At 53.4% G+C, this 22608-nt stretch carries 16 protein-coding genes, 1 tRNA gene and 1 riboswitch; of the genes, 3 read left to right on the forward strand and 14 right to left on the reverse strand.

Annotation, left to right across the window (positions count from 1 at the left end; genetic code table 11):
* Window positions 1-385: 385 nt before the first annotated feature.
* The 4 genes from ACHZB8_RS13630 to ACHZB8_RS13645 all read right to left on the reverse strand — a co-directional run bounded on the left by ACHZB8_RS13630 (window position 386) and on the right by ACHZB8_RS13645 (window position 3199).
* Window positions 386-589 (reverse strand): AlpA family transcriptional regulator, encoded by a 204-nt coding sequence (locus ACHZB8_RS13630; protein ID WP_316861116.1) that lies wholly within the window; start codon window positions 587-589, stop codon window positions 386-388.
* A gap of 261 nt (window positions 590-850) precedes the next feature.
* A complete protein-coding gene (locus ACHZB8_RS13635; RefSeq protein WP_316861117.1) occupies window positions 851-1645 on the reverse strand; it encodes a hypothetical protein in 795 nt (264 codons plus the stop codon).
* Between the two features lie 66 nt (window positions 1646-1711).
* A complete protein-coding gene (locus tag ACHZB8_RS13640; RefSeq protein WP_316861118.1) occupies window positions 1712-2938 on the reverse strand; it encodes an integrase arm-type DNA-binding domain-containing protein in 1227 nt (408 codons plus the stop codon).
* 174 nt (window positions 2939-3112) lie between these two features.
* A tRNA-Leu gene (locus ACHZB8_RS13645) sits at window positions 3113-3199 on the reverse strand.
* A 314-nt stretch (window positions 3200-3513) separates the two neighbouring features.
* Between ACHZB8_RS13645 and ACHZB8_RS13650 the strand changes: the two genes are divergently transcribed.
* On the forward strand, window positions 3514-4488 hold the full coding sequence (locus ACHZB8_RS13650) for a complex I NDUFA9 subunit family protein (RefSeq protein ID WP_316861119.1): 975 nt from the start codon (window positions 3514-3516) through the stop codon (window positions 4486-4488).
* On the opposite strand, the gene ACHZB8_RS13655 is transcribed toward ACHZB8_RS13650, so the two are convergent.
* The 4 genes from ACHZB8_RS13655 to ACHZB8_RS13670 all read right to left on the reverse strand — a co-directional run bounded on the left by ACHZB8_RS13655 (window position 4485) and on the right by ACHZB8_RS13670 (window position 10820).
* Entirely contained in the window at window positions 4485-6449 is a 1965-nt protein-coding gene (locus tag ACHZB8_RS13655) for a family 20 glycosylhydrolase (RefSeq protein WP_316861120.1), read from the reverse strand. The two genes, ACHZB8_RS13650 and ACHZB8_RS13655, sit on opposite strands and share 4 nt — an antisense overlap.
* Before the next feature lie 211 nt (window positions 6450-6660).
* Window positions 6661-8643 carry a cache domain-containing protein gene (locus ACHZB8_RS13660; protein ID WP_316861122.1) on the reverse strand — a complete coding sequence of 661 codons (1983 nt, stop codon included), beginning with the start codon at window positions 8641-8643 and terminating at the stop codon, window positions 6661-6663.
* A 297-nt stretch (window positions 8644-8940) separates the two neighbouring features.
* The gene (locus ACHZB8_RS13665; RefSeq protein ID WP_316861123.1) at window positions 8941-9846 is read right to left on the reverse strand and encodes a DMT family transporter; all 906 of its coding nucleotides are present in this window, start codon (window positions 9844-9846) and stop codon (window positions 8941-8943) included.
* Between the two features lie 128 nt (window positions 9847-9974).
* Window positions 9975-10162: riboswitch (FMN riboswitch) on the reverse strand.
* A 235-nt stretch (window positions 10163-10397) separates the two neighbouring features.
* Window positions 10398-10820: a DUF2852 domain-containing protein gene (locus ACHZB8_RS13670; RefSeq protein ID WP_316861124.1), complete on the reverse strand. Its 423-nt coding sequence runs from the start codon at window positions 10818-10820 to the stop codon at window positions 10398-10400.
* Between the two features lie 576 nt (window positions 10821-11396).
* On the opposite strand from ACHZB8_RS13670, the gene ACHZB8_RS13675 reads away from it, so the two are divergent.
* Window positions 11397-12785 carry an ActS/PrrB/RegB family redox-sensitive histidine kinase gene (locus tag ACHZB8_RS13675; RefSeq protein WP_316861125.1) on the forward strand — a complete coding sequence of 463 codons (1389 nt, stop codon included), beginning with the start codon at window positions 11397-11399 and terminating at the stop codon, window positions 12783-12785.
* A gap of 106 nt (window positions 12786-12891) precedes the next feature.
* Window positions 12892-13446, forward strand: coding sequence for an ActR/PrrA/RegA family redox response regulator transcription factor (locus tag ACHZB8_RS13680; protein ID WP_316861127.1), 555 nt, complete (start codon window positions 12892-12894; stop codon window positions 13444-13446).
* 139 nt (window positions 13447-13585) lie between these two features.
* Here the strand turns inward: ACHZB8_RS13680 and ACHZB8_RS13685 are convergent, their stop codons facing one another.
* The 6 genes from ACHZB8_RS13685 to ACHZB8_RS13710 all read right to left on the reverse strand — a co-directional run bounded on the left by ACHZB8_RS13685 (window position 13586) and on the right by ACHZB8_RS13710 (window position 22548).
* A complete protein-coding gene (locus ACHZB8_RS13685; RefSeq protein WP_316861129.1) occupies window positions 13586-13792 on the reverse strand; it encodes a cold-shock protein in 207 nt (68 codons plus the stop codon).
* Between the two features lie 246 nt (window positions 13793-14038).
* The gene (locus ACHZB8_RS13690) at window positions 14039-14536 is read right to left on the reverse strand and encodes an MmcB family DNA repair protein (protein WP_316861131.1); all 498 of its coding nucleotides are present in this window, start codon (window positions 14534-14536) and stop codon (window positions 14039-14041) included.
* A gap of 107 nt (window positions 14537-14643) precedes the next feature.
* A complete protein-coding gene (locus ACHZB8_RS13695) occupies window positions 14644-15894 on the reverse strand; it encodes an NAD(P)/FAD-dependent oxidoreductase (RefSeq protein WP_394706199.1) in 1251 nt (416 codons plus the stop codon).
* A 187-nt stretch (window positions 15895-16081) separates the two neighbouring features.
* Entirely contained in the window at window positions 16082-18670 is a 2589-nt protein-coding gene (locus ACHZB8_RS13700; RefSeq protein WP_316861133.1) for an ATP-binding protein, read from the reverse strand.
* A gap of 22 nt (window positions 18671-18692) precedes the next feature.
* The gene (locus ACHZB8_RS13705) at window positions 18693-20840 is read right to left on the reverse strand and encodes an EAL domain-containing protein (protein ID WP_316861135.1); all 2148 of its coding nucleotides are present in this window, start codon (window positions 20838-20840) and stop codon (window positions 18693-18695) included.
* Between the two features lie 232 nt (window positions 20841-21072).
* Window positions 21073-22548, reverse strand: a complete 1476-nt coding sequence (locus tag ACHZB8_RS13710; RefSeq protein WP_316861137.1) for a TolC family outer membrane protein — start codon at window positions 22546-22548, stop codon at window positions 21073-21075.
* Between the last annotated feature and the right edge of the window lie 60 nt (window positions 22549-22608).

A 22608-nucleotide genomic window follows, 5' to 3' on the forward strand; every position in this document is an offset into this window, starting at 1 on the left:
AAAAGCTTGGATAGTTCGGGCAGGAAGGCCACCGACACACGTTTATGCATGAGGGTTGAACACTCAGGACAAAGAGCACGAAGATTGCCTGACGAGGCGGTTATGGGGACAAATTCCGCCATAGCTCCAGCGCAAGGGCGTGGTTTGCGACATTTGACGCAATAGCATTGATCTAGAGCACAATGCTGCTTGTCTGCCTTTCTGCTTTTCAGAAACTCGACAAGGTCTGCACCAAGAATCAAGAAAGGGCGTTTGTCGGTTAATGCGGGAAGACCTTGCTTGATCCACCGTCTTACGGTTTGGGGGGTAACCCCCATAATCCGTGTCACATCGTAAACAGAATAATTGCGATAGCGGCTTAACCCGGAATGCCTAGCAGCTTGCTTCATGCACGCACCTCATCTGAAGGGCGAGCATTAATTCGTTCATCAATCCAAGCGACCACTTCCGTTTCCAGCCAAGCAACCCGACGCCCTCCAAGGCTAATCGGTTTGGGAAACTGACTTTCCTTCATGCGCTCATAGAGGCTTGAACGGCTAAGGCTGGTTCTATTAAGGACTTCTGGTAGTGCGATCAATCGTTCCGACATTATCTGGCTCCGTTCGTTAATGTACGAACAGATTTTGCCGGAAAATCATACAAGCGAATAGCTGGATGGGTTTTAAAAACTCATACACTTCAATAGCTTGATCTTATATAAAGGCTAAGAACAAGACAAACATATCATGATCACCTTTGCCCTCAAACCCACCTATAGGTTTCTCCTTACCCATGGGTATGTTTTTCCGAACCTATCCATAGGTTAAAGCAAAGCTATATAGAGGTAGTTCGAAACCTCTACAGTATGCATTCAGAATGGAATGTCATCATCCATTTCATCTTCTTGAAAACCTGACTTCTGCCCGTCTTTTTGTCGTCCCCCAAAACCAGATCCTCCCGCAAGGCTTCCGAAGCCACCACCAAATCCATTGTGCGAAGGGCTTCCAAAATCCTTTGAGGACACAGAATCGACCTTGATCTCAGGAGTTGGTGTGGCTCCGCCTGTTGGTTTCCAGTTAGCAACTTCACTGGCCTGTTTAATTGCATTTTTGTTCGGAGTTCCATCTAGCTTGGTTAAGCCGCACTCTTTAGCGTGATCTAGTAGCCATTTCTCCAAGGCTTGTTTGGGAGACTTCCCTCTGGTCAATTCTGGATTATTGTAAACCGCTTGGAACGCATGAATCGCAGCAGAAAGCTTTGGGGGGTAAGAATTTGCGTCACGTTCCATCACGTGATCTTTGAAAAAGTCGTGACGTGCAAATATGCTTTCTGCAAATTTCTTTTCACCCATAAATTTTCTTAGTTCACGGACATGGATAGTCGTTTTAAAAATATCAGGTTCTCCGAGATTAACCGTCTGCAGAGAAAACGTCCCGTCGACCGACGCATCCTCAATTGTCGCTTCAACATAATTCGCATTTAACCGCTTTGCATTGATTGCGTTCACCAATCCAGCTTTTACAGCACTGTATCCTTTGGGCTGGCTGCGTGGTTCCCAGTCTTCAACGTATTTTTCGTCCTCTCCTGGATCACAACCAACAACCAATAATGCAGCCTGAACAATCGTGTATTCCTCACAATAAAGCCAATAGTCCAACCCATCCATTTGCTTCTCTCAATCGTTCCAAATCACGACCTAAAGAATGCACCTATAGATGGCACCTTGCCAAGTTTAACCTTTGTCGCTGTGAGCGCTGAATGGCAGAACCTTCCCTCCATCCCGCAAGGTATCGAGATAGTCTGACCACCATTGCGCCATTTCCACGCGCTCTTGCCAATGAGCGCCTCGATGATAGATCCCGCGAATGGTATTGCTGTCTTTATGCGCCAGAGCCCTCTCAATAGCATCAGAAGACCATTTACCTGATTCATTTAGCAATGTGCTGGCGGAACTTCGAAAGCCATGAGCGGTCATCTCTGCTTTGGTGAAGCCCATTCGCCGCAAGGCCGCATTTATAGTATTCTCTGACATGGGTCTTGTGTTCGTGCGGACTGAGGGAAAAACATAACTGCTGCTGGATGAAATCGCTTGAGCTGACTTGATGATTTGTAGTGACTGGCGCGAAAGAGGCACAATATGCTCACTGCGCATTTTCATCTTTTCAGCCGGAATACGCCAAACTGCTGCTTCCTGATCGATCTCGCTCCACTCAGCTCGTCTGAGTTCTCCCGGACGCACAAACACGTGAGGGGTTAGTTGCAAAGCAAGTTTAGTTATTACAGCCCCATCAAAACCATCTATCGCTCTCAGTAACCCACCCAACTCAGCGGGGTCAATAATTGCGGAATAGTGTTTGACTGTCGGTGATGTAATGGCTTCTGCCAAATCTGCTGCGGGATTCACTGTAGCGCGGCCAGTAATGATCGCATATCGAAACACTCTGGAAGCAAAAGCCCGAACGCGCTTTGCCGTTTCCAAATTTCCTCTAGATTCAATCACCCGTAAAATTTGCAGTATTTCAAGAGGCAATATTTCACTCACAGGCCGGTTACCAATGGTGTCCTCAAGCTTGCTGGCAAACCACAGCATCTTTTTATGTGTAGCCTCCGAAATCCCTTCCCTCTCTCTTTTTTCGATTAGCTCTTGTGCCACCGACGAAAAGGTTTGGGCATTAGCTAGAGTTCTTTGCAAGCTTTCCTCTTTGCGCCTCATTGACGGATCTTGCCCACTTGCCAAGAGCTTTCTTGCATCTTCCCGCTTAGCCCGCGCCTCTTTAAGGCTAACTTCTGGATAGGTGCCAAATGACAATAGTTTTTCTTTGCCATCGAAAGCATATTTATGCCGCCACCATTTCCGGCCATTAGTATTGACTAAAAGAAAAAGCCCTTGTCCATCAAAGAGTTTATATGGTTTTTCTTTAGGCTTGGCATTCTTGATCGCAGAGCTTGAAAGCGCCATTTGGGGTAACTCCCATTCAGGAACGCCCGATCTTGTTGCAGTTACCCCGAAAGTTACCCCTGCTTGGGTTGGATATAGCTGGATATGACAAGACGCCCGTGGAATGAATGGCTTTTAAAATACCAGACAATTCAAGGCTTTTCAAACTTACTCGGATTTTGTGGGAAGAGTAATTGGTGCCCAGAAGAGGACTCGAACCTCCACGACCATACGGCCACTAGCACCTGAAGCTAGCGCGTCTACCAGTTCCGCCACCTGGGCAACTCAGGTGTGAGGCGGTTTTTACGGCTCTGATCAGACATTGTCAACGCAAAGAATTTGAAAATGTGAACAATTCACATCATTCACAGCAGAATGATAAAAGGTCTCTGGAAAATAGAGGTTTTTACGAATGAACCAGCCATTGTACTCTTCACCATTGTGCGGCCTCTGGTTAATGGTGCAGGATTGGATATCGAAACAACACAAGTGATCCAAATGTCGATCCGGCTCGTTTGAAGACTGTGACCGTGGAAACTTGTTTTTTGCCTGCCGGAGGGCCATGCCCGCCGTCAGTTAAGATTGGAGAAGGCGCGATGAAGAAGCCAAGCGAACAGATCGTAACCGTCTTTGGTGGTTCGGGATTTTTGGGCCGTCATGTTGTCGGAGCGCTTGCCAGAAGAGGCTATCGGATTCGCGTCGCGGTTCGAAAGCCGAACCTCGCCGGATATCTGCAACCACTCGGCACCGTCGGGCAGATCATGGCTGTGCAGGCCAATTTGCGAGATGGCCAGTCGGTCGCCAAAGCGCTTTCTGGAAGCGATGCTGTCATTAATCTCGTCGGCATCCTGTTCGAGACCAGCCGCCAAAAGTTTTCATCCGTGCATCGGGATGGCGCCAGGCGGATTGCACAGGCAGCGAAAGACGCCGGCGTAGGTCGCTTTGTCCAGATTTCCGCTATCGGGGCTGACAAGGCGTCCCATTCTGCTTATGCACGCAGCAAAGCGGAAGGCGAAGAGGCTGTTCTGACAGCCCTCCCTGACGCGATTATCATGCGCCCGTCTTTACTGATCGGAGCCGAAGACGACTTTTTCAACAAATTTGCCGCCATGGCCGATCTGTCGCCGTTTTTGCCCCTTGTAGGAGGTGGGCAGACCCTGTTTCAGCCAGCTTTTGTCGGGGATGTTGCCGAGGCAATCGCGCGGGCCGTTGACGGAGAGCTTGAAGCAGGACGTATCTATGAACTTGGTGGACCCGATGTGAAAAGTTTCAGGAATCTGCTTGAAATGATGATCAAGGAAACCGGAAAGAGTCGGCTTCTTTTGCCGATCCCGCTTTGGACCGCTTCCGCCATGGGTTGGGTTTTCGAAAAACTGCCCATGACCCCCGTCCTCACCCAGGATCAGGTCAAATTGCTCAAGTCAGACAATGTCGTATCCGAACAGGCGACCAAAGAAGGTCGGGATTTTGCTGGCATCGGCATCAACCCCACAGCAATAGAAGCCATTCTGCCAAGTTATCTCTGGCGATATCGTGATGGTGGTCAATATGACCATAACCCGGCGGCCTAGTCAGGCAGCCGGGGCATCAGTGCGGCTCTTTTTGAGAAGCCGGTCCAGTTTTTCATTGCCGGAGCGCTCCATCCGCTTTCGGCAATGGCTGAAAGACGCGGGAAGACCATATGGTTGAAGCGCTCGCGTGATGTGAGGGTTTCGCTCCAGATACATCCCTGAATGCCAAGCAATCGGCCATGCCAATCGGCCATGCTGTCAAGCGGTTCAAACTCATAGGTGGTGCGAGAGGATGAAGTGCCGGCCCAGGCCAGCCCAGGCTCCTGCCACCGATCAGACTGCGCCATGTCGAGATAATAGGCTTCGCCGGGGCATAGAATGACCCTGTAGCCCTTGCTTGCGAGGTCAGGGCCGCTTCTGGCATGCATCCATGCCATCAGAACGGCGTGCTCCGGGTCGAGCCCACCGCCCTCGGCAGCCTCCTCCCATGCAAGGGGTGTCTTGCCAGAGCGTGCGAGCCTGTTTGCAACAAAGCGCAACAGGCTGGCCTGCATCTTTGCGCTGTCTGCCTTGCCATCCTTGTCGCACAACCCCTTCGCCCTTGCCCAACTGGAGGCCGCAACCGAGCCGCTCCAGGCGGCCGGGGCCACTTCATCGCCCCCGATATGAATGTAGGGGCCGGGAAAGAGGTCCGAGACCTCGCCAAAAATCGTGTCCAGAAAGTTCCAGGTCGCGGCCAATCCGGGATTGAGCGCGTTGTTGACATAGCCCTGAACCGAGGTTCCACCCTCAAGGGCGCTTGGGTCTAGAAGTTGCGGCAATGAGACAATCGCCGCGTGGCAGTGTCCGGGCACGTCAATTTCAGGCACAATCTCGATATTAAAAAGTGCCGCATGGTCTAGGATCGTCCGCATTTCGGCCCTGGAGAAAAATCCGCCATGACGGGCAGGGCCGGACCCATGCTGGGGCAGAAGTGGCATCCCATGGCCGCGCCAGGCCCCTATCTCGGTCAACTGCGGATAGGCAAGGCTTTCGAGACGCCAACCTTCATCATCGGTGAGATGAATGTGAAAGCGATTGAACCGGTGCCAGGCGAGACAGTCGACCATGTCACAAAGGGCCTTGGTCGAATAGACCTGCCGCGCGACATCAAGATGCATGCCACGCCAGTCATACATGGGTCCATCCTCGATCTGCCCGCTTTTCGGGAACCCAAATTGTTGCGGATCCTTGCGTGCTGCGTGCCAGATCTGCGCCAGAGCGATCAGAGCGGAAAGGGCGCAGGATAGGCGGGTCTTGATCTCCACTCCATCGGCAGAAAAGGACAGGGCATAGGCTTCGGCGGCTTGGCTCCCATCATCCTCAGGCACCTGGTTGAACAGAATGGACGTCCCATCATGATCATCGGCGAATGGTCCGGGAAGCTGATACAGGCGCTGATAGAGTTGGTTGATGATCCGGCCTTCCCCTTGCAAGGCCAAAGGCAGCAGAAACGCATCCGGCGGTGTTGTGTCCCAGACACCAATCGACACGCGATTGGCAGCAGGCAACAGCCCCAGCTCAAGAGCATCACTGTGCCTACCAGATGCCTCAGCCCCTTTTTCCATTGCAGGCGTTGCAGGAGGTGGCGCCATGCCCTGAGCTGCGGGGGCAAATGGCCGGCACGCAATCTCTTTCGTGTGGCCGTCGGGCAGAATGAGGAAGGCGCAGGATGGACCATCGGTAAAATGACGCGGACGATGGGAGAGGCGCGGAATCACAATCTGCCACAGTACCCCATCCGCATCCGCCTTGAGGGGCTTGAGAGGCTGAAGCTCGTGATAATTGGCCGTTCGGGAAATGAAACGTGCGTCTGTCAGTTCGGTCTGAGGCGGAATGCGAACCAGCATGGTAATGGCGAGACGAGTGGAAACAGCCAGCTCCGTGCCCGGTCTTGCACGTATCCGCAAATGCATCTGGCCTGTCTCGCCGCCATCATCACACCAGTGACTTTCAAGGATCAAGCCCCCATCTTGCGTCATGTCATCACTCTCCCGCCTTGGCTGATCAAATCATATGCTGAGGGTAAGCCGGTGCATGACCGGGTCAAATTCAAACTTGACACCATCCACCGGCAATATCGCAAATCCGGGCGGCCCCAGCTCGCTGCGTTTTCAGTCGACGCAGCAAAAACCCGGCCTGACTAGGTCCTGTCAGGTCGGGTGAATGCTGAGTTTGTCAAATATACCCGGATCAGGCCGCTTCAACGTCCTTGAGGAAGGCGGCAATCATTCTCTCTAGCTCCTGAGCGCGCTCCGCAACATCCCTGGATGCGCTGGAAACGCCGGAAGCCCGCTGCGTGGTTTCTTCAGCCTTGTCTGTGACGTCGGACACATTGGTCGAAACTGATCGCGTGCCTTCCACAACCTGAGCCACAGCCTGAGAAATCTCATTGGTCGCGGCACCCTGCTGCCCGACTGCGGCGGCAATCGAGGCCGTATGAGACGTGACCTCGCCCATGATTTCCGCAATCGATCCAATTGATCCGGCTGCATCTCGGCTGGAATTCTGAATGTCGCCAACCTGTTGCGAAATCTCCTCGGTTGCCTTGCTGGTCTGATTGGCCAATTCCTTGACTTCAGCGGCAACAACTGCGAAGCCCTTGCCCATTTCGCCAGCTCTTGCCGCTTCAATTGTGGCGTTGAGAGCCAGAAGGTTGGTCTGTTCGGCGATCTCACGAATGAGATTGACGACCTCTCCAATCCGGGTCGATGCGGCTTCGAGGCTCTCTACCTTGTCATTGGACTGGACGGCGGCCTGGGTTGCGTTCTCGATGATGGCCCCGGTTTGCCTGACCTGCTGGTTGATGCTGTTGATCGAGGCGGCCAGTTCTTCGGCGGCAGAGGCCACTGCATTGACATTGTCGGCTGCCGTTTGGGAGGCTTCCCCGGCGGTTCCGGAACGCTTTGCGGTTTCATCGGCGATCTCGGTCAGTACCCTGGCGTCATTCTCCATACGCTTGGCGTGATCGGTAACGCTGGCCAGAACCTGCTTCACTTCGTGATTGAAATTGTTGATGAGGGCGGTAACGCGCTCGTGCCTTGTGTCTTCCTGCTTGCGGGTTTCCTTCTCCGCAAGAGAAAGCTCGTTGGCCTGAAGGGCGCATCCCCTGAAGACTTCGAGCGTTTTGGCCATCGTGCCGATTTCATCTGCCCGGTCGCTGTCAGGAACGGTCACGCTCAAGACGCCATTTGACAGATCAACCATTGCCTTGTGAAGACGCGATAGGGGCGCATTGATCATATGTGCCTGCCAATAGCCAATGATGATCCCGACAAGTGTCAAGCCAACAAGCACCAGAGCCGAGGTCCAGAGATAATCGTTCCAGATGCCTGTGAAATAATCGACAGGAACCAGCATATGCAGCAGACCGATGGTCCGCCCGGAAAAGTCCCGAACCGGATGCAAGGCGGATGCGAAGGTTGCCTTGCCTATTCTTCGCGGCTCAAGAAATTCGGTTTTGTCCAGAGCCGTCATCAGAGTGGCCTTGTCGACCATTGCCCCGCTGCCCATTGTGGAGGCAAACAACTCGACTTCGCCGGTATTTGCATCAAACTGCTCAAAGCTCGTGTCAGGCAGCAGGTAGAATTCGGTTTGCAACTCCCGGTTATCGACAAATTTCTCAAAGAGCTGCTTGTTGAATGTCAGACCGAATTCAACGGTTCCGACATGCTGGCCTTCACTGGTAACCGGAACGACACCTCTTACGCCGATCCCTCCCCGGCCGCGCTCAAGCCCCATAACCATCTTGCTGTCAGCATTGGCCGTCACGACTGTCTTGCGGAAGCCGGAAAGATCGTCCCCATGCTTGGCCGGTTTGTGCACCCGGTGGAAAGAGGTCGCCGGAGGGAGGTGGAACTGGAACTGCTGCACCCCGTTTTCCTCTTTCCACTTGGCAAAGCCTGAATCAAACAAGGCGCTCAGGGTTTCCCTGTCCTTTTCCGCCATTGCCTTTTTGACAATCGGCATTTCGGCAACCAGTGCGGCCCGGTTCGCCGCATCAGAATTCCAGTTAACAATCAGGCTGTCGAATTCAGCAATATAGGCGTTGATTTCACGCTCTTCGGCAACCTCGATCAGATTGCGAATGAGCAGGGAACTTGCCAAGGTCATCAAAACCAGCGCAACGATGACAACGCTGGTCAAGGTGAGGATCAGGCGGTGCTTGATAGACATAGTTTCTGTCGCCACTTTTGTCAGGGTTATTTTTAACTATCTAGTATACCGATTTAACAAGTTATGGTTAACAAACCAATAAACTGGATTTTGGTTTATAATACCCAAAATTACCCAAGCCCGTGTCCAGACAGAAAAAAAGGGCCCTAAAAGGGCCCTTTTCTGCCGATTTTTTTTCTGATCAGAAAAAACAACAGCGAACAAAACTCATCTGTCTACAGCCATAAGTAAGGTATCAATTGCATTTTCACAACTTAACCTGACAGGGCACAGATACGCATTAACCCGGCATTCTCATCAAACTTTCGTCTCACGATGCAGGATGTAAAGAGACGCGCCTACGATCAGAAGAGCTCCGAGCCAGAAGATGCCAACGGGAGCAAAACCGAATGCCAGCCAGCCAGCCAAAACATTGAAGGCCATCTTGATATGGTCAAATGGCTGCACATAGGCGGCATCAGCCACCGCATAGGCGCGCGCGATCAACAATTGGGCAATATAGACCAACAATCCCGACACCAGCAGCACCCCCAGAGCCAACATGGACGGCATTGCCAGCTCGCCTCCAAGCAGCATCACCGCATTGACCGGGGTCATGAGCAACAAGAGATAAATCGTGACAGCTTCCGGCGCCTCGTCACCCGTAAGTGTCTTGGTCATCAGAGAGGTTGCGGCCCAGCAGGCGGCGGCCAGTACGGGCCAAAATGCATAAAGGGAAAAGTCATCAGACCAGGGCGCAAGAATGATCATGCCCCCGACAAAGCCGATCACCGTTGCCGCCAGACGGTGTGGGCCGATCCGTTCCTTGAGGAACAGGTAGGCTCCCAATGTAACGAAAAAGGGCGATGTCATGATGAGTGCAATCGCCTGCCAGATCGGCACATAGGCCAGCCCGGCAGTCCAGGCCTGAACGCCAAGCACGGCGAAAACAACGCGCAGGACATGTTTGCCCAATTGTCTGGTCCGTGCAGCACCAAGCCCGACCTTGAAAAGCCAGGGCAGGCTACAGACAAAGGCAACAAAATACTGGCCAAAGGCCACGACCAGCGACCCGACTCCGAGTTTCATGGTCAGATATTGCGTAGACAGGTTGACCAGCGCAAAGGCAACGCCGGCAACAATCATATAGATGGCGCCCCATAATGCGCCAGATCGCATGACCGGCAGGGAAGCATCACTAGAGGTTTGGGAAATCTGATTCATTTCGCATTCCTTACATGGGTTCAGCATGAAACCATGACCGAACCGAAGCCAAAAGAATCAGGACGCACGGATAGCAGGCACGTACCACTCCGCCGGAAGCATCCTTCCAACAGCAGCACATGGGTCTATCACGTTCTCTTTCATCCGGACTTTAACCGTCGGCCCTGGACTTGCACCAGATCTGCTGGACCATTCCCGATACCGTGTTCGATGAACCAAGAATGCGCTCGCGGGCTTGAAGATGGAACCGATCCTGGACCGCCACTCGTCTCTTCTTACCGCCGGTGGGGACTTTCACCCCGCCCCGAGAACTCAGCTGTCATCTGACGAATACAGATGAAGCCCGGATAAAATGCTAAAAACAGCAAGAAAATGCAAGTCTTCATTTACCGTCGACCAAAACAGCCGGAAAACAAAAAGAAAAAGCGGGAACATCAGCCCCGCTCTTGTCATATCGCTATGTCAGCTTTTCTTGCACCATACGCTTTGCCCGCACTCTTTTCCCTGTTCCTCACAAGGATCCATGATACATGGTCAAAGCGGCGTGCGCGTTAGTAGGTTTCGCCGGTCGTCATGGTCGGACGGGCATTCTGGCGAGCGGCCATGAAGCGGTCAAACTCTTCCTTGTCTTTTGCACGATGCAGTTCAGCAAGGAAGTCTTCGAATTCCGCTTTTTCTGCTTCCAGTTTGCGGCGTTCTTCTTCCAGACGCTCAAGTTCGGACTTGCGATAGTCGTCAAAGGCAACATTGCCGGTTCTGTCAAACCCGCGATGGTGGCAATGATGACGGCCTGAGCCCTTGAATTCACGGTTAAGTCTCGTTTTGAAATCCTGGAACATCTCACGCATTTCATCACCCCATATCATATAGGCCAACATGGCAAGCCCTAGCGGCCAGAAGATAATGAAACCAATAATCATCAAGGCTATATGAGACCCTTTCCAAGATGATTTGAAGCTTTTACAGTGTGACATTGTCTTCCTTCCAATCGGTTTACACTTTTATACACATTGAACATGAAGTATTGCCTCAAGATTTGTTCAATGCGCTCTCACACCACAAGAGGTGGGACAGTAAATATCGTTCTTCAAGACATTGTTTTTTAAATTTATTTGCGATTCCGGCCTTGAAATGACGGAATTGCTACCATTGTGCCGACGGGATTCCTGATTTGACACCTTCTGAGACACGGTTCGAGCAAAGGAAAGATATGGTGAGCGGGGCCATGTCTGCATTATCCGCTTATTAATTTTTGGCAAGAAAGGCTGCGTTTATCCAATTATAGGTTGAAAGCTGCCCGTACAGATGAAATAGAAAAACTGTATTCACATGATCCGAAGCAGAAGATGAAGGCAACGATCATGTGACCAGGAAAGCCAGAACAAGGAAAACCCTCGCAAAACATCATTCGGAACGATTTTCTTGCTGGCAACGACAGTCCAATCAGGAAATTGTCCCAATATATCAGAACAGGTTGCCATAGCGGGATCGTCGGGCAAGAATGGCTTGCGATCCTTTTATGCAAGACCCCAAGGTTACTCTGTCCCATCATGCTTTTTGCCTCGCTGTCCGATCCGATATTTGCACAAAGACAGATCAAGCTGGACACCCTTGTCCGTTTGCGCTGGCTGGCGCTGGCTGGACAGGCAACTGCTGTTGTTGTGGTTCGACATGGCCTGGAATATTATTTCAATGCCAATTTCTGCATTGCGCTCATAGGTCTTTCGGCGCTGCTCAATCTTTTTCTGCAAGCCCAGTTCCGTAAAAGCGTGCGCCTGCGCCCGTTGCCCGCAACCGCTTTGCTGGCCTATGACTCGGCACAGCTGGGTGCCTTGCTTTATCTGACGGGTGGCCTGCAAAATCCTTTCAGCCTCTTGCTCTTGGTACCCGCCATTGTTTCGGCCACCATGCAGCCTGCGCGCTATACCGCTTTTCTTTCGATCCTGATTACCGGCATTGCGACGCTTCTGGTCTTCTTTCATCAGCCGCTGCCCTGGTATCACGGCAGCCCGCCACACTTTCCCTTCCTCTATGTTTTCGGCATCTGGATTGCAATTGTGCTGACCATGCTGTTTTTGGGTATCTATACCTCACGCATCGCGCAGGAAGGACATTTGCTCGCCAATGCCCTGTCGGCGACCGAACTCATTCTGGCCAACGAGCAGCATCTGACCAGCCTGGACGGTCTGGCAACGGCTGCGGCCCATGAACTCGGAACTCCACTCGCCACCATTCAACTGGTTGCAAAGGAACTTGAGCGGGAGCTGGATGACGACAGCCCCTTCAAGGAAGACATAAGCCTCATCCGCAATCAGGCAGAGCGCTGCCGCGTCATCATGGGTAAACTCAGGTCCCTTTCAGGGGATGATCACAGCAACTTCACAAAAATGCAGCTGGATGGGCTCCTTTCAGAAATTGTCGAGCCCTTTGAAAATCCGAATGTCGAGATCGAGCGTATATTTCCCGAGGATCGTTCAAACCAACCGGTTTTATGGCGCAATCCGGGGCTTTTATTTGGCCTGAGCAATCTGGTGGAAAATGCGGTCGACTTTGCCTATAGCCGCGTGGTGCTGGAGGTGCAGTGGAACGAGACCGCTGTCATGCTTCTGATCGCCGACGATGGTCCGGGCTTTTCAGACGCCATTTTGAACCGGTTGGGAGATCCATTTGTCACAACTCGTGCAAATTCTGCCCAACTCGATTATGATGCAACCTCTGGGCCAGCTTTGGCACAACACCAAAGATCTGGTATGAATGGGGGAGGATTGGGCCTTGGTTTCTTCATTGCCAAGACCTTGCTGGAGCGCACCGGCGCAAAAGTCACTACCATTGATCCAAAGATAAATAAACTAGGGAACAAGTATAAAAAAGCCAGTAAAATCAACGGAGCAATGATCGAAATCACTTGGCCGCGTTCTGTTCTTGAGGCAGATCAATAAAAGCGGTAAGTTTGATGCTACATTATAGGCGAGACCGATTGCCACACCCCAATTCAGAAGGCTTTCAAGCGGATGAATCAGCGCAATCTAGACAGGACGGGCAAACATGACAGCGGTTGAACAAGATCTTAGTACGCATCCAGGCTATCTCTTGCTTGTTGATGACGATCGTCCATTTCTTATCCGGCTCGCACGCGCCATGGAAAGCCGGGGTTTTACCGTTTTTTCAGCCGATAGCGTTGCCGATGCCTTGGCCGCCGTCAAAAATGAACCACCCCGTTATGCGGTCGTGGACATGCGCCTTGGCGATGGCAATGGACTGGACGTGGTTGAAACCATTCGCAACGCGAACCCGGATGCCCGCACCATCATGCTCACTGGCTATGGCAATATCACCACGGCTGTCACGGCCGTCAAACTGGGTGCCGTTGACTATCTGGCAAAGCCAGCCGACGCGGATGATATTTTCAGCGCCCTGATGAATGAAAATGCTTCACGGGTGGAACCGCCTGAAAATCCCATGTCAGCGGACCGCGTCCGTTGGGAACATATTCAGCGCATCTATGAATTGTGCGATCGGAATGTGTCCGAGACAGCGCGTCGGCTCAACATGCATCGGCGGACCCTGCAACGGATCCTGGCCAAGCGGGCCCCCAAATAGGCGCTTCCCATGCTTGTAGGTGCTCTTAGGGTGCAGTTGAGCACCCGCACCTCAATGCCCCCCAGAAATGAACAAACCGGCCAAAAGGCCGGTTTGAATAGCTTGTTCCTGTTACCAAGAGCGCGCAAGGCGCATCTTGTTAGAGCAGAGCGAGGTTAGCGGCGCTTTCGCGGCCATCGCGACCTTTTTCGAGCTCGTAGGAAACTTTCTGGTTTTCATCCAGACCGGACAGACCGGAACGCTCAACAGCGGAAATGTGAACGAAAACGTCCTTGCCACCGCCATCAGGTGCGATGAAACCAAAACCTTTAGTTGAATTAAACCACTTTACGGTACCTTGTGCCATACCAATTATCTCCAGTTATGCTATCCGTGAAAGCCGATAGCGCGGCATCTCCAGTCTGTATCGCTAGACTGACGCCCTGGTAGAGGTGGCAGCGGTCGAATAGAATAGTAATGCGGTCCGCTTTGTCACATGCTCTTGCGTCATTTTCAAGACAATTCTTCAAAATCAACGAAAAAACCCGTGAAAATCAGGTTTAACTATAAGTTGCATAAAAAATCTAATACAAATTCGAGTGTTTTTACGGTCCTATAGCTTAACAGGTTCAATCGTCGTGGGAACGCCCGGATCATGAATCGCATGCAGACGGGACGCGGCAAGTTGGGCAAAGCGCAGGGTAAGGGCCTTGCGTCGCGCGGCGGCCAGCTTTTGCGGCTCGACATCGCGAATAACCTCTCCACCATGGGCATCAGCGATGATCAGCCCTGCTTCAGGCGGGAAAATCTCGGGCGGGGTTTCTTCATTGGTAGCAAAGAACAGCCGGTCACAGAATTCCCAATAGTCGGGCCATTTCTTGTCGGCTCGAAAGTCGGCGATGGATGACTTGATTTCGATGATCCAGATTTCACCCTTGGCATTGATGGCGAGCAGATCTGCGCGACGTCCTGATTTCAGGGTCATCTCAGGCAGGCTGACAAAACCGCGGCGCTGCAACAAGCGCCCGGTGCCCCTTTGTATCTCAAGCGCTCGCTCGGATTGCCTCCCATCGACGGGGGCCAGAATTTCCGGTTTGATCATCTTGCTCATGAGTTCCCCTGCTCCTGACTTCAAGGACGTGTGAGCGTCGTGGCTTTTTCTGCCCTTTTCAATTTCAGCAACCAGACAAGGCCCGGCATATCAAGCATCCGTACATGTTACACTGCATTGCCTGCCGCATGTCCAGACGACCAGGCCCACTGAAAATTATATCCGCCCAACTGGCCGGTGACATCAAGGACCTCTCCCACGAAATAGAGCCCGTCCACATCAACCGCCTCCATGGTCTTTGACGAGATGGCCCTAGTATCAACACCGCCAAGCGTTACCTCGGCAGTTCGATAGCCTTCGGTCCCGACCGGGATCAATTGCCAGTCATGTACCGCTTGATCGAGCTTGCGCAAAGCCTTGTCGCCCAGCTCGGCAATATGGCCCTTGACGCCTTCCCGCTCGCAAATCGCCCTGGCAAGCCGTTTGGGCAACAGGTTGGCGAGAACGGTCGCCACATCCTGTTTGGGACTCAGCGTGCGGGCAGAGGTGAGGATTTCAAGGCAGCCTGCATCCGGGGCCAGATTGATCCGGATGGCCTTGCCTTCCTGCCAATAGGAAGAGATTTGCAGAATGGAGGGACCCGACAAGCCTCGGTGTGTGAAGAGCAGCCCTTCGCGAAAGGAGGTCTTGCCGAAACTGACGAGAGCATCGAGAGACAGCCCGACGAGAGGTGTCGACCATGCCTTCTGCTCTTCGGAAAAGGTGAGCGGTACCAGTCCGGGCCGCGTCTGCGTGATGGCGAGGCCAAACTGGCGGGCGATATCATAGCCCAATCCGGTCGCCCCCATTTTCGGAATCGACTTGCCGCCGGTCGCAACAATGAGCGAGAGCGCCTTTTCGCTTCCCCGGCTTGTCGCAACATGAAAGAGATTGTCCCGCTTCTCAACGGCCTTGATCCCGGTATCCAGACAGAGCGTTCCTCCAGCAAAGGTCAGTTCGTCGACAAGCAGGGTGACGATATCCCTTGCGGTGTCATCACAAAAAAGCTGGCCGAGCGTTTTTTCATGCCAGCCAATGCCATGCGCCTCGACAAGTCGGAGGAAATCTCCTGGTGTAAAGGCCTTGAGGGCAGACAGGCAGAATCTGGGATTGTCGGAAAGAAAATTGCTTGCCGTGGTGTTCCGGTTGGTGAAATTGCAGCGCCCGCCGCCAGAGATCCGGATCTTTTCGCCGGCCCTTCTCGCATGGTCGAGCAGCAGCACCTTTCGCCCTCGCTTTGCGGCGGTCAAACCGGCCATCAGGCCCGCAGCCCCGGCGCCCAGAATGATGGCGTCCCAGACCTTCACCCCGGCCTTTGCTGGCAGATCTTCATCAAGTGCCAAAGCCGTAGGATCAGTTGGGGCGATGTCGCGGGGCATGCTGGGGCGCTAACTCGATGGAATGGAAATCTCTGCTTGTTCTTCTTCTGGCAATAATCGAGTGAAGAGAGCGGGTCAAGCGCGTTCGGCGCGAGACACCCCCTGCGAGGCCGTCTCCCTGTGCTTTTCCATCAGCAGTCCGCTTGTCCGCAAGGGATCGAGACAGTCTCATGCAAGAGGCGACAGCTCAGGCATTGACCGCGTGTCGTGTCCTGTCCATTTCCGGCTTGGGCAATGTGATCGAGAGAATATGCTCAAGATCAGCGATTGCCTCGGAGAGATTTCCCGCCAGCTTGATCAAATGATCCTCACCTTCTTCATGCAGTTCGGCGGGTGTTATATCGCGCCAGGTGCGGCAGAGATCGAAAACGGACCGGGCTCCGATGTTGGCAGCCGCCGAACGAAGCGCATGAGAGCCATCACGGAACTCTTCCTCGTCGCAGTTGTTGACCGCCATTTTGAGGCGCTTGAGCGCGGCAATTCCATCTTCGCTGAACTGATGGGCCAAATCGACGACAAACTGCTCCCCGCCCAGATCGCGCAGATCTTCGATAACATGATTTGCAAACATATCTTCCATCCCCAATTTGTCCGCCACCGCGTGACCGGCTTTTCCGGTAGCGAGATACGGACTTTCCAAAATGAATTGATCAATAAGGTGTTTGAGACTTTCCCGCTCGATCGGCTTGAGCAGGCAAGAGGTCATCCCCGCTTCCCGGCAGCACTGTCGCGTCTGCTCTGAAGGGTCTGCGGTCAAGGCATGAAGGGCCGGTCGCCTTGCAAGGCCCTTGTCGTCGGCGAAAGCCCTGAACCGGCGTGCGGCTTCCAAACCGTCCAGTACGGGCATGCGAATATCGAGAAACGCCAGATCGAAGTCACCATCCTGCAAATAGCGGAGTGCCTGTTCGCCATTTTCCGCCAACGTGACCCTGTGGCCAAGGCTCGTCAGCATCTTGTCGATCACCATCCTGTTGGTCCCGCTATCGTCGGCAGCAAGAATGTGAAGAGGTTTCTCCGCCGGGTCCTGCTGGAGAGGAGCCACGCTGCCTTTTCGTCCGGGATGCGCAACCAGGCTGTCAGAAAGACACACCAGTTTGTTGATGCGATGCTTGAGTTCATTCCTCGGCAGATAGGCAAGACCAAGATGTGCAGCCGTCCTTGCAAGCGAACGTCCGCTTTCTCCCTCATGGCAGATCCAGACGACATGCGGGCATTGATCCTTTGCACGGTCTGCCAATTGCTGCTTGAAACGGGCCATGTCCTCGCCGAGCATGTCCCGGTCGACGAGCAAAAGGGCGGGACCACCTTGGGATGGCCTGCCAAAGAGACCGGCAAGCGCGGTTTGCGCATCGGCGAAGTGTTCGCAACGCAACTTTTCCGTTTTCAGTATGCCAACCAGTGCCTCGTCTCTCGTGATCATGGCAAGGTGCCGTTTGATCGGGTTCGCCTGATCCTCCTTCAGGAGGTCCATACCCAGCTCTGACAAGCCCAGAGCGATAGGCACTTGAAGAGAGAAACAGCTCCCCTCTCCGAGCCGCGACTTGACATAGATCTTGCCATTCATCGCATCGGCATATTCGCGGCACAGAGCAAGCCCGAGCCCCGAGCCACCAAATTTGATCAACACCAAGTCATCGGACTGGGTAAAGCGATCAAAGATCCGTGACTGCACGTCAAGCGATACTCCGATGCCCGTATCCATCACGTCAAACCGGATGACATGGTCACGCAAGTTGTTCTCGATGAGGCTCGCTCTTATCGTAACCCTGCCCTGTTCGGTGAATTTGACAGCATTGCTGAGCAGATTCCTCAAAATTTCTTCAAGAAATCTGGAATTGCCGAAATAGAGCCGCCGGAGGGAGGGATCAAAGTGAACCGTCAGATCGATCTGTTTTTGCAGGGCCTGAGGTGAGAAAGACCGATAGAGCCGTCCGATCAGAGCGAAAAGGTCGAAATCCTCATTCTGCGATGGCATTTTGCCATTTTTTGCGCGGGCATAGTCGAGCAGATGATTGATCAGCCGCAGAAGCGTGTCACCGGATTCTTCAATGGTTCCCAGCATGCGCCGCTGTTCGGTGGTCAGCCCCGTATCGCCGAGCAAATCACTCAAGCCCTTGATGACATGCAAAGGCGTGCGAACTTCGTGGCTGATCCCTTCCAGATAGGCGGATTTGGCCTTGCTTGCTTCCTGGGCGTCCGCGATGCGCTTGAGGTTGCTGCGCAGGAAGATGGACACCACAATCGCCAGTGTCACAACGCCACCGAGCTGGGACAGGCAAATCAGATAATCACTCGTCCAAAGGCCGAAATAGTCATAGTGGGCAGACAGCATGACAATGGAAAAAAGCGATGCCATGAGCAGACAGGGTGTTCCATAGCGAAAGCCGGCCGCCAGAAGGCTCCAGAGATAAATCGGATAGAGATGGACACCGGACGGCCCGATGATGAAGGCTACTGCGGTGAAAAGAAACTGGTCATTGGCGATGGAAAGCAGACGTCTGCCAACCGAAATCCCCGGCGAGTGCAGAAGGTGGACGAACTCGGCCAACAGGATCGCGGCATAAAGGCCAACAAAGACCAGAATGGTTTGAAACGTCTCACCCGGCAGAGGCGAGGGCACAAGCATCATGAACAGGCAGGTGGCGGCAAAGAGGGTCGACAGGAACACCCTCAGGAATAGCGCGTCATGTTCGCTATCCTGTCTTTCGCCAAGCAATATGCGCAACCGCATCACTTGGCCGGAAAGTCTATTTGGCAAATCGGTCGAGGAGTCCATGTTCTATCGCTTCCATTTTCGCTCAAGAACAAGCTGATTTTAGCGCCATTTGAGAGCGAATCGCGACTTCGAGTTCCTCTGCTGGCTGCGGCTTGCCGAAATAGTAACCCTGCGCTTTGTCGCAATGCTCAAGCTCCAGATACTGAACAATGTCTTCGGTTTCGACTCCCTCTGCAATCACCTCGAACCCGAGCGAATGCCCCAGATTGATCGTGGCTCGCACAATGGCTGCATCGGAGGGGTTTTCCGTCAGATCACGGACAAAGGACTGATCGATCTTGAGCCGGTCGACAGGGAAATGCTTGACATAGGAGAGGGAAGAGCAGCCCGTACCGAAGTCATCGATGGAAATCTTGACACCCAGATCGTGCAACTGGTTGAGTTGCAAGGCGACCTGCTTACGGTCATGCAAAACGATGCTCTCGGTCAATTCCAGATCGAGAAGATGGGGCGGCAAACCGGTTTCTGCCAGAATACGGGCCACCAGAAGCGGCACCGACTGACGCTGAAACTGCACAGGAGAGAGATTGACCCCGATGGTGAATTCGGGAAGCCCCATCTCGCGCCATTTGGCCCCCTGGCGACAGGCCTCGCGAATGACCCATTCATTGATGGGCATAATGAGGCCATTCCGCTCTGCGCGGGGAAGAAACTTGCCCGGAACGATGAGATCACCATCGACTGACTTCATGCGCAAGAGGGCCTCACAGCCGATGATCTGGCCGGTTTTCAAATCTACCTGACGCTGATAGAGCAATTGGAAGCGATCATGCTTGAGTGCCTCGCGCAGGCTTGTGTCAAGGCGTTGCTCCTCGCGGGCCCGAGCATCCATATTGGAGACAAAGAAGCTGAAACCATTGCCGCTCGCCGCCTTGGTTCGGTACATTGCCAGATCGGCATTGCGCATGAGCGATTCATAGGAGTTGCCATCTTCGGGATGAACGGAAATACCAACGGAGGCGGTCACCTGCGTTGAAAGCTTGATATGGGAAATGGCTTCCGGCATCGCTTCAACGATGGCGTCTCCCATTTGCTCGATTTGATGGTCGTTGGAAAGATTGCCTTGCAGGATGGCAAATTCGTCGCCACCGATACGGGCGACAAGATCATCTTCACCAGCGATTGAACGCAGACCTTCTCCGACATTGATCAACAACTCGTCCCCGACCCCGTGGCCATGCACGTCGTTGACCTGCTTGAAGCCATCCAGATCGATCAAATGCAGCGCAAAACGACCATCGCCACGACGACAACGGCCGATCTCTCGCTCGACGCGATCCCGCAACAAGGCCCTGTTTGCAAGGCCAGTCAGCGTGTCATGATGGGCCAGATGATGCAAATGGGTCTCGGCGGCCTTGCGATCCGTTATATCTTGGGAAGATGTCACGACACCGATCACCCTGTCGCCTTCCACCAGTGGTGATTTTGTCGTCAGAAAAATGCGCTTGATATCGTCGGCACCCCGAATTTCCTCTTCGAAGGAGCGAAGGCCGTTTTTCGAAGCGATGACCAGCTGGTCGATGGAATCATATCGATCAGCGACTTGAGCGCCCAGAAATTCCTTGCGGTGCCGTCCGACAACCTGACCAACCTTCAGGCCCAGATAGTTTGCCTGATTCACATTCATGAACAGGTAGCAGCCATCAAGGTCGGTCGCACTAACCATGACGGGCAGGGTATTGATCACGTTGACAAGACGGGATTCGCTCTCGCGCTGAGTCCAGGCGAGTATGCTCTCGCTCTTTTTCAGGGATTCAAGCAGGGAGTTGGCACGGTTCGAAAGAACCTTGCTCTGGCGATACATCTTGAGGAGATTTCGGGCTCGGGCAATGAATTCGCGATGATCGACGGGGCTGATCAGAAGATCGGTTGCACCTGCATCAAGGGCGCGCAGTCGCAGACGTCGATCTTCGAAAACCGTGACGACGATAATCGGAACATCCGTCAGGCGTTTGTCCGAGCGAATTTGCGCGATGAAATCGTCCCCATGCATGCCGGGCATGCTGAAGTCTGTCAGGATCAGATCGGGGTTGTTTCCCTTCAGCCATTCAAGCGCCTCAATCGGGCCCGGGCAGGTAACAACTTCCGTTTCGGCTTCGATACGCCGAGCGATCTGAGCATAGATCTGCCTATTGGTGTTCTGATCGTCAACGATCAAAATGAGTGCCATGATTTGCCCCACAAGTCCCCGGGCGCTCTTCCCCAAGGGCGCCATGCTTTCGGATATGACCGGGACACCATAGGAGAAAAATATTAATGGCGCAGGTACAGAATTGCCATTCTGACAGGTTAAGACCTGAAAGCTACAACTATCGTAAAGAAATGGTTACAGCCCCACACCATTGAAAATACATCATTATTTTCAATGCGTTAGTTTGCGCCACTGTAGTTCATGCCTTAATTCAGCGCAAGCCGCTCCACGGGTCGCTTGCATCTCGCGGCTCGGCTTTGCGCGCCTTGACATCGGCTGAACTTGCCATGCGGCGTGCTTTGGCGACCACCGCTGCGGTCTGGGGATCGTGACGAATGAACTCTTTTCTCGCCCCTGAAACCGTCAATTGCCCGGTCGCGGCAAGGAAAGAGTAAATCGCGATTACGGTATCGGCCTGCGAGTAGATTTCAAGTTCCTGAGCGTCAAGCAAAGAGACTTCGGCATCAAGAATGTCCAGATAAGACCTCTGACCCGCCTTTTCCTCGACCCTTACCCCGCGCAGAAGGTCCTTTGCGGCTGTCACCTCCTGGCGAGCCTGCCCCAGAGAGGCAACCGAAGCCTGGTAGCGCAAGAACTGCTCCTTGGCATTGGCCTTGACGTTGGCGGCAAGCGCATTTGACTTGTGCTTTTGCTGACTGCGGGCCGCCCTTGCGCTTTCAAGATCGGCCTTGCGTGCGCCACCATCGAACAGAGGCAAACTGAGACGCAGCGAAAAGCTGCGGTCAGACAGATCGGTCTCGGAGACGCTGGAGGCGTAATTCTTTGTCATCTCGCCCGAAACATCTACGGTTGGCAGAAATGCTCCTTCTGCGGATTTCACAGCATAGTCCGCAGCCTTGTCCCCGGCGCGAGAAGCACGCAAGTCCGGATGCATCTGCAAGGCCTTCTTCTGGGCTTCTTCCGGCGTTTGAGGCATATAGCGCACAGGCATTTGCGGGAAGATCAACTCACCGGGTTGATATCCGACCAAAGCTTCATAGCGACCTGCTGCACCACCGAGATCGGCCTTGGCCCCTTCAAGAGATGCACGGGCACGAAACAGCAAAGCCTTGGTTTTTGACAGGTCCGTGCGGGTCAACTCGCCAGCGCGAATACGGGCTTGTGTGGCCCGCAGTTGCTTTTCCAGATTGGCCACATGCTGACGGCGCAATGTGATCATCTTGCGTGCGGCATAAACATCCATATAGGCCTTTACCGCTTCGAGCAGCACTTCCCTTTCGCGGTTCCGCATCTGGTAGTATCCCGATTTCTCTTCATACTTGGCCTTGATCAGATTGTTCTTGTTCTGAAAGCCACTGAAGATGCGTTGACTTGCCTTGATGCCATATTGACTGGTGCGGATCCGGTCGACCCCGGACAGCTTGAGCTTTTCCTCAACCAGCGAATGGGAGGCGACTGCGCTGACCTGTGGCATCAGGGCCGCCGTGGCCTTCCTGGTCTGGGCCCGCCTGATGTCCTGGGCGGCCTGTTCGGCATGAATGTCCGGGTTGTTGTCATAGACGTCGTAGAGCATCTGCGCCAGATTATCGGCCTTCGCAGGCTTGGCACCAATCAGGGAGAACGCAACCAATAGCCCAACCAGCATAACGCCACCAGCCTTTGCCGAAGCCTTGCCGGTTGCCTTTGCTGCTGCAAATAGGTCTGGCCTTGATGTACGAAAAACCATTGTGATTGAAACCCACTCCTGGAGCACAGACTGATCTGGCCCCGACACGCAATACCCACC

Origin of the sequence: uncultured Cohaesibacter sp., from assembly GCF_963556055.3 — a bacterium.
In the GTDB taxonomy this organism is placed as follows: Bacteria; Pseudomonadota; Alphaproteobacteria; order Rhizobiales; family Cohaesibacteraceae; genus Cohaesibacter.

Bases quoted from the DNA above. Each gene is read 5' to 3' on its own strand.
- ACHZB8_RS13630 (WP_316861116.1), bottom strand. From the start codon at position 589: ATGTCGGAACGATTGATCGCACTACCAGAAGTCCTTAATAGAACCAGC.
- ACHZB8_RS13635 (WP_316861117.1), bottom strand. From the start codon at position 1,645: ATGGATGGGTTGGACTATTGGCTTTATTGTGAGGAATACACGATTGTT.
- ACHZB8_RS13640 (WP_316861118.1), bottom strand. From the start codon at position 2,938: ATGGCGCTTTCAAGCTCTGCGATCAAGAATGCCAAGCCTAAAGAAAAA.
- ACHZB8_RS13650 (WP_316861119.1), top strand. From the start codon at position 3,514: ATGAAGAAGCCAAGCGAACAGATCGTAACCGTCTTTGGTGGTTCGGGA.
- ACHZB8_RS13655 (WP_316861120.1), bottom strand. From the start codon at position 6,449: ATGACGCAAGATGGGGGCTTGATCCTTGAAAGTCACTGGTGTGATGAT.
- ACHZB8_RS13660 (WP_316861122.1), bottom strand. From the start codon at position 8,643: ATGTCTATCAAGCACCGCCTGATCCTCACCTTGACCAGCGTTGTCATC.
- ACHZB8_RS13665 (WP_316861123.1), bottom strand. From the start codon at position 9,846: ATGAATCAGATTTCCCAAACCTCTAGTGATGCTTCCCTGCCGGTCATG.
- ACHZB8_RS13670 (WP_316861124.1), bottom strand. From the start codon at position 10,820: ATGTCACACTGTAAAAGCTTCAAATCATCTTGGAAAGGGTCTCATATA.
- ACHZB8_RS13675 (WP_316861125.1), top strand. From the start codon at position 11,397: ATGCTTTTTGCCTCGCTGTCCGATCCGATATTTGCACAAAGACAGATC.
- ACHZB8_RS13680 (WP_316861127.1), top strand. From the start codon at position 12,892: ATGACAGCGGTTGAACAAGATCTTAGTACGCATCCAGGCTATCTCTTG.
- ACHZB8_RS13685 (WP_316861129.1), bottom strand. From the start codon at position 13,792: ATGGCACAAGGTACCGTAAAGTGGTTTAATTCAACTAAAGGTTTTGGT.
- ACHZB8_RS13690 (WP_316861131.1), bottom strand. From the start codon at position 14,536: ATGAGCAAGATGATCAAACCGGAAATTCTGGCCCCCGTCGATGGGAGG.
- ACHZB8_RS13695 (WP_394706199.1), bottom strand. From the start codon at position 15,894: ATGCCCCGCGACATCGCCCCAACTGATCCTACGGCTTTGGCACTTGAT.
- ACHZB8_RS13700 (WP_316861133.1), bottom strand. From the start codon at position 18,670: ATGGACTCCTCGACCGATTTGCCAAATAGACTTTCCGGCCAAGTGATG.
- ACHZB8_RS13705 (WP_316861135.1), bottom strand. From the start codon at position 20,840: ATGGCACTCATTTTGATCGTTGACGATCAGAACACCAATAGGCAGATC.
- ACHZB8_RS13710 (WP_316861137.1), bottom strand. From the start codon at position 22,548: ATGGTTTTTCGTACATCAAGGCCAGACCTATTTGCAGCAGCAAAGGCA.